This is a genomic window from Bacillota bacterium (assembly GCA_030705925.1).
In the GTDB taxonomy this organism is placed as follows: Bacteria; Bacillota; Clostridia; order Oscillospirales; family Feifaniaceae; genus JAUZPM01.
Genome location: JAUZPM010000097.1, coordinates 1 through 6,400, shown reverse-complemented (window position 1 = coordinate 6,400; position 6,400 = coordinate 1). Strand labels below are relative to the sequence as shown.

6 protein-coding genes are annotated in these 6,400 nt (G+C 43.1%); 4 read left to right on the top strand and 2 right to left on the bottom strand.

Annotated elements, in window-relative coordinates; translation table 11 throughout:
- Together Q8865_10765 and Q8865_10760 are read right to left on the bottom strand one after the other, a co-directional pair.
- Positions 1-558 (bottom strand): ABC transporter permease (locus Q8865_10765; GenBank protein ID MDP4153898.1); only part of this gene is annotated, 558 nt, incomplete at its 3' end.
- The gene (locus tag Q8865_10760; GenBank protein MDP4153897.1) at positions 558-1,472 is read right to left on the bottom strand and encodes an ATP-binding cassette domain-containing protein; all 915 of its coding nucleotides are present in this window, start codon (positions 1,470-1,472) and stop codon (positions 558-560) included. The genes Q8865_10760 and Q8865_10765, both read right to left, overlap by 1 nt.
- A 146-nt stretch (positions 1,473-1,618) precedes the next feature.
- Between Q8865_10760 and Q8865_10755 the strand changes: the two genes are divergently transcribed.
- From Q8865_10755 to Q8865_10740, 4 genes are all read left to right on the top strand, one after another.
- On the top strand, positions 1,619-2,338 hold the full coding sequence (locus Q8865_10755) for a response regulator transcription factor (GenBank protein MDP4153896.1): 720 nt from the start codon (positions 1,619-1,621) through the stop codon (positions 2,336-2,338).
- Positions 2,335-3,708, top strand: coding sequence for a HAMP domain-containing sensor histidine kinase (locus Q8865_10750; GenBank protein MDP4153895.1), 1,374 nt, complete (start codon positions 2,335-2,337; stop codon positions 3,706-3,708). The genes Q8865_10755 and Q8865_10750 overlap by 4 nt, the downstream gene beginning before the upstream one ends.
- Positions 3,709-4,237: 529 nt before the next feature.
- On the top strand, positions 4,238-5,770 hold the full coding sequence (locus tag Q8865_10745) for a diguanylate cyclase (protein MDP4153894.1): 1,533 nt from the start codon (positions 4,238-4,240) through the stop codon (positions 5,768-5,770).
- Positions 5,771-5,915: 145 nt separating this feature from the next.
- Positions 5,916-6,400: aspartate carbamoyltransferase (locus Q8865_10740; GenBank protein ID MDP4153893.1), on the top strand; the 485-nt coding region annotated here is incomplete at its 3' end.

The following is a 6,400-nucleotide window of genomic DNA, read 5'->3' as shown; positions in this document are numbered from 1 at the left end:
TTGTGGTAAAAACTTTATATACACACCGCCACGCCCACCTATCCGCCCCACATAAATTGATATCTTTTGGTTAGCGAAATCAAGCGACAGCACCTGCTGAAGCAGCAGAATAGCAAGATTTACAGCTGTGGTAAAAAGCAGGTAATAAAATAACTTTTCGATCGGAACTGCTCCCTCAAAGCCCAGTACATATCCTGCCGTTATCAGAACAAGAACCTGCATGACTGTTGCCGCAAGCATATACAAAGCACCGCACATAAATTTGGCATCGAACAGCTTTCCCGGAAGCATCACGGTTTCAAGGAGCTTAAGCGCTTGCCCCTTGTGCTCCACGTCGCAAAGCCGTGACGCCACAACGGCTGCAATAACTGGCATTATAATAGAATTAAGCAACGGAAATTGGTAAAGACTTAACATCCACCCATGCCGGGTGGCGTTTAAGTTTGTATTCCGGAACACCCACAAAATCCAAATAATCTGAACAAAGATCAAAACGGCGACGATGAGCCATACCTTTCTGCGGCGGATCTTTTGAAATTCCACGGCAAGCGCTTTCATTACAAGCTCACCGCCGTTCCGGTCAGCTCGAGGAAAATATCCTCAAGGCTTTTACGACGCTCCTCAATTCGCACGATACCGATACTTTTTTCATAAAGCCGGTATATATGACCAGCCAGTTCATTGTCGGCAAGCTGCGGCAGCAAAATGTAATCCTCCTGTATCTGACAGGAAACGCCCTGTCCGTCCAGAATTTTGATCGCCGCCTCATTATTCAGAGTCCGGACAGCGATGCTGTGACGGCTTTTTTCATGGAGCGAGGACAGGCTGTCCTGAAAAACAAGTTCTCCGTTGCTGATGATTCCGACATGAGTGGCTATCTGGTCAATTTCGCTTAACAGATGACTTGACACTATCACCGTCATGCCGTACTGTTGCGGCAGGGCGCAGATCAGCTCGCGCATTTCTTGGATACCCGCCGGGTCAAGGCCATTTGTAGGCTCGTCGAGAATCAAAAGCTTCGGATTTCCCAGCAGCGCGCAGGCGAGGCCAAGGCGCTGCTTCATTCCCATTGAATACTGCCCAACCTTTTTCTCCTTCTGATTTTCGAGACGCACGATTTGCAGTACCCTGCCGATGTCCTTGTACGGCACGCCCTTGAGCGTACTGATGATCCGCAGATTTTCCATACCGGTCAGGTGCCCGTAGAAGCTTGGCGATTCTATGAGTGATCCGACGTCTTTAAGGATAGAAAGCCGGTTTCTGCTGTTAACCTCTTTGCTGAGCACGGTAATGGTTCCAGCTGTCGGCTTTGCTAGCCACAGTAACATTTTCATTGTGGTGGACTTGCCCGCGCCGTTTGGCCCGAGAAAACCGTAGACGACGCCCTCCGGCACCTTAAGATCCAAATCTTTAACACGCAGAACCTTACCATACTGTTTGCAAAGTCCGGTTGTTGTAATAATATCAGACATCTTGATGTCCCCCTTTACGCTTGACTGGGAACAGCATAACAAATTATCCTTACATGAGCCTGTACTTAAGCTTACTTTTACCTTAAGCTTGAGGAAAAGTATCCACCTCGTTCCGTAATTGCGTTATAATGATCGTGGTGATTACAATGAACGATATTTTTGACTGTAAGCTGCTGATCGTAGACGACGAGCCAGAGCTGCGCAGAATGGTAAACGAAATATTGCGTCGGGAAGGCTTTATGAAGATCATTTCCGCCGCCGACTGCAAAGAGGCACGTCAGTTTTTTGCTCACGAGAAGCCGGACGCCGTGATTCTGGATGTTTCTCTGCCGGACGGAGACGGCTTTTCACTGATGCGCGAATTCCGGGCAGCGCTTGCTGTACCGGTTCTATTTCTTTCAGCGCGTGATGAGGATGAAAACCGTCTGCTCGGTTTAGGACTTGGCGCGGACGATTATATTACTAAGCCGTTTTTACCCCGCGAACTGACTCTTAGGCTCCGTGCGGTGTTAAGCCGCGCCTATTTCCCGACTATTCTCATGCGAACGGAAAAGCCGATTTTCCACCTGGGCGAAACGGAGGTAGACTTAAACAGCGGCACGGTCATAACAAAAAACGACCGGCTTACGCTCACCGCCAAGGAATTTACGTTACTTGAAAAGTTGTATGAAAACCGGGGAAATATAGTTACCGGCGACAGTTTATGCCGCGCGGCATGGGGTGACGACCTCTACGGTTATGAAAACACGCTGATGGTTCATATACGCCGTCTGCGTGAAAAGATTGAACCAGAACCATCTTCCCCGCGTTATCTTCTAACAGTGCGGGGACTTGGCTACAAGCTGACGGGGGTGGAAGGTAAATGAAGGGCATTACGAAAATCTTATCCCGTTATGTGCTCTCAGCCGCGGGGGTCACTCTTATCTTGCTTGTCGTCAATTTCGCGGTGCTGGCGATGTGGACTGTTCAGGCGAAACAAATCTCGCAGAAGGATTACAGTGTCTCACAGCTTGCGGACGGCTTGACCAAATCAAACGGCGTTTACACACTTTCAAAATCCGCGCGGGATACGATTGAAAAGCGTTTCCAGTGGGCAATGCTGCTGGATGAAGACGGCAATGTGATATGGAGCGAAAATCTGCCAGACGATTTACCGCTGAGGTACTCTGTTTCGGACGTAGCTGGTTTTACCCGCTGGTATCTGAATGACTATCCGGTATATGTATGGCGGAATCCGTACGGCCTTTTCGTTTTAGGCAGCGCCAAGGGTAGCATGTGGAAGTTTGGCATAGAGCTTCCGCAGAAGGTAATGGAAAACACCCTTGTGTGGATACCGGCGATCTTAATCTTCAACGGTGTCGCTGCCGTGCTGCTCGCGCTGCTGTTCGGCCTGCGCCTGTTCCATTCCCTAAAACCGCTTGCTAAGGGCATAGAGGACATGACCGAGAAACGGCCCGTAGAACTTTCCACCCGCGGCCTTCTAGGCGATCTTGCCGCCGGAATCAACAAAACTTCTGCGCAGTTGATAAAGCAGGAGGCCAATCTCAGCAAGAGAGACAACGCCCGCACAACATGGATTGCCGGTGTGTCCCACGATATCCGCACGCCGCTGTCCATAGTAATGGGCTATGCAAGCCAGCTTGAGGATGACTCTGAATTGCCTCAATCCAAACGGGAACAGGCGGGCATCATCTGCAGACAGAGTGAGCGAATTAAAGCGCTGGTAAGCGATTTGAACCTTGCGTCCAAGCTGGAATACGATATGCAGCCAATCAGAAGGAATGCCATTGCTTTGGCCGCGCTTTTGCGGCAAATGGCTGTAGATTTTTTAAACAGCGGACTTTCCGACAGCTATTTTATTGACGTGATAATCAGAGAAGATGCTCAAAACGCGATGGTCATCGGCGATGAAGAGCTTTTGAGGCGTGCAGTCTCAAATTTGATTGTCAACAGCATTCGGTACAATCCAAACGGCTGCGCTATTAAAGTCACTCTGGATAAAGGCATAGGATGCTCTCTTAGCGTTTCCGACAGCGGTATTGGTTTCACGCAGGAGATGCTTGACGATCTGAATCATCCGAAAAGCTCTGCCTATTTGCAAAACCATGGTCTTGGCCTTACCATTGTCCGGCAAATCATCAAGGCACACAGAGGAACCACAGAGTTTCGTAATCTTCCTGAAGGTGGCTGTACAGTTGAACTATGCCTGCCCGTAAGCACGGTGGAGGATAATTGATTAACCATTGATTTTACTGGATTTTTTGAATAAATGCTGTAAGGACACTCGATTTTTTATGTATCTTTACCGCAATCTGCGATTTGGAGCAGCTGACGCCTGCTCCTTTTGTTTTTTAATCACAGCTTTTGGCACCAGCAGAAATAAAACTTTAAAGCCCAAAAGGATAATTGAAGCAGACATATTTTCAGACATTAATCTTGGTGTTGCCTTTGCCGTATGCAACTATTTTAGCTCCATTTCAGAGACATGATCATAGAAACAATCCCAACTATGACAAATACAATTCGCCCGGCTATAAAAGCAGCAATGAATAACACAAGCTTTATGGGCATTGTAATTAATTGAAATCTTATACAATAATGATAAAGTTTTTCATATAAAAAATCGATAAACAATATATTATGTTATTGATTTGCATATGCACTTTTTTACATAATATTACTAATACTAAATATCATATTGCTTGATACTACTAAATATCAATTATAATGAAACGTAAAAGTAACATACCTTGGAGTGAAGAGTAATGGATAATATAAATATCCTGTTATGCGGATTTTTATTCACGCTCGCAATCTTAATGGTGTTTTTGACAATATACAGTGCAATAACTGAAAAGACAATACTTTCAGCAACTTTTTCATGCCTCTGTGCGGCAATATCAGTATATATTGTTGGCTATGGAATGGAACTTTACAGTAAAAATCTCGAACGAATGATGTTTTGGAATGGTTTTCAGTATATTGGCATACCTTTTATACCAGCACTATGGTTATTAATCGCGGTTCAATTTTATAATAGAGGAAAACATGTAAAAACGTCTATTGTATTAGCTATAATTTCAATTCCTATTTTAACAGTAATAATGAGGTTAACAAACGAGTGGCATTATTTATTTTACGCTAAATATTATATTATGGAAAATGGTTTCTTCCCTATTCTTAAACTTATAAAAGGTCCGTGGTATATCGCTCATTCTATTTATTCAATTTTTTGCACGTCATATTCAAGTTTCTTATATCTAGTTTTATGCAAAAAGGCGTCCGGCTATATAAAAAGACAGAGTATGGCTATGATTGCTGCCTCGACACTGCCGGTAATTGCTTTTTTTCTTGACATTTTAAACATGCAGCCATATGGGTTAGATTACGTTCCATTTACAGTTGTGGTTTCGAGTCTCCTTTTTTTAAATATACTTTTCAGCCATCGATTTTTTAATTTAAAACCACTTGCCCGCGATAAAGTTTTTGAATGTACGAACGATGGAATAATAATTTTAGACACAGAAAATACCGTTGTTGATTTTAATTTTGCAGCTGAAAGCATTATCCCGGATTTAAAGAATGATATTCTTTATCAGGATATCAGAAATGTTATAAAGGACAGTCAGCTTGTAGGCGCAATTCTTTATCCTACAGATAACCAGCTTGAAATAAATCGCGGCGGAATTACTCGATTTTATCATATGAAAACAGCAGCTGTTACCGATAAAAATAATATAACTATCGGAAGTATCATAACGATAACCGACGTTACAAATTATGTTGATATTGTGAAACGCCTTGATTTTTTAGCTTCACATGACGATCTTACTGGCTTGTATAACAGACGGTATTTTATCGAATGGAGTGAGAACGCTCTTAAATCTGCATTATCACAAAATCAGCAGGTTTCCTTAGTAATGTTGGATCTTGATAATTTTAAAAATATTAATGATACTTATGGACATCAGGCAGGAGATATAACTCTTAAAACAGTCTCCGGGATCTGCTCAGGATTTGTCGACAATATTGGACTTTTGGGAAGGTTTGGCGGAGAAGAATTTGTAATTTTCCTTCCTCAAAAAAATATTGAGGAGGCGGCAGAGATTGCAGAAGAAATGCGAAGAAATATAGAGTCATGTGAAATAAAATATGGCAATACAATAATAAAAGTTACTTCCAGCTTCGGTATTTCCGGAGGGACGATGGATTCTATTAATAAATATCTTACAAATGCGGACAGGGCGCTATATGAAGCGAAAGCAGCAGGACGAAATTGTATAAAGATTATTAAGTAAAATATCCCGGTAAAAGGCCGGGATATTTTTAAAATGCGGCTTATATATCTTTTAGTTGCATGCGTTGTGTTATGTGGTATAATAGAAAAAATGAATAGGATGGTGTAAATAGAACGTGAAAAAACATTTTATTGATTTCAACGAAATGAGTATATCAGAGTGGAATAGGATGTATGCTCTTTGTGAAGATATTATTGAACATAGTGAAAGATATAAGCGTGTGTGCGAGGGAAAAATCCTAGCCACACCTTTTTTTGAGCCAAGCACGAGAACGTTTTTCTCTTTTCAGTCAGCTATGATAAGGCTGGGCGGGAATTATATCGAATTTTCAGATTATAACACTTCCTCTGTTTCAAAAGGTGAAAATTTAAAAGATACAATAAAAACCATTGCAAACTATGCTGATATAATTGCTATGCGCCATCCGGTTGAAGGGGCGGCCTTTGCAGCTGGACTTTATTCTAAAATCCCGGTTATAAACGCTGGGGACGGCGGTCATCTGCATCCAACACAGACGCTGACAGATCTTGTAACCATACGCCGTGAAAAAGGGGCTTTGAATGGGTTTAAAATCGGAGTATGCGGGGACCTTTTAAACGGAAGGACAGTGCATTCGCTGCTTAAAGCTTT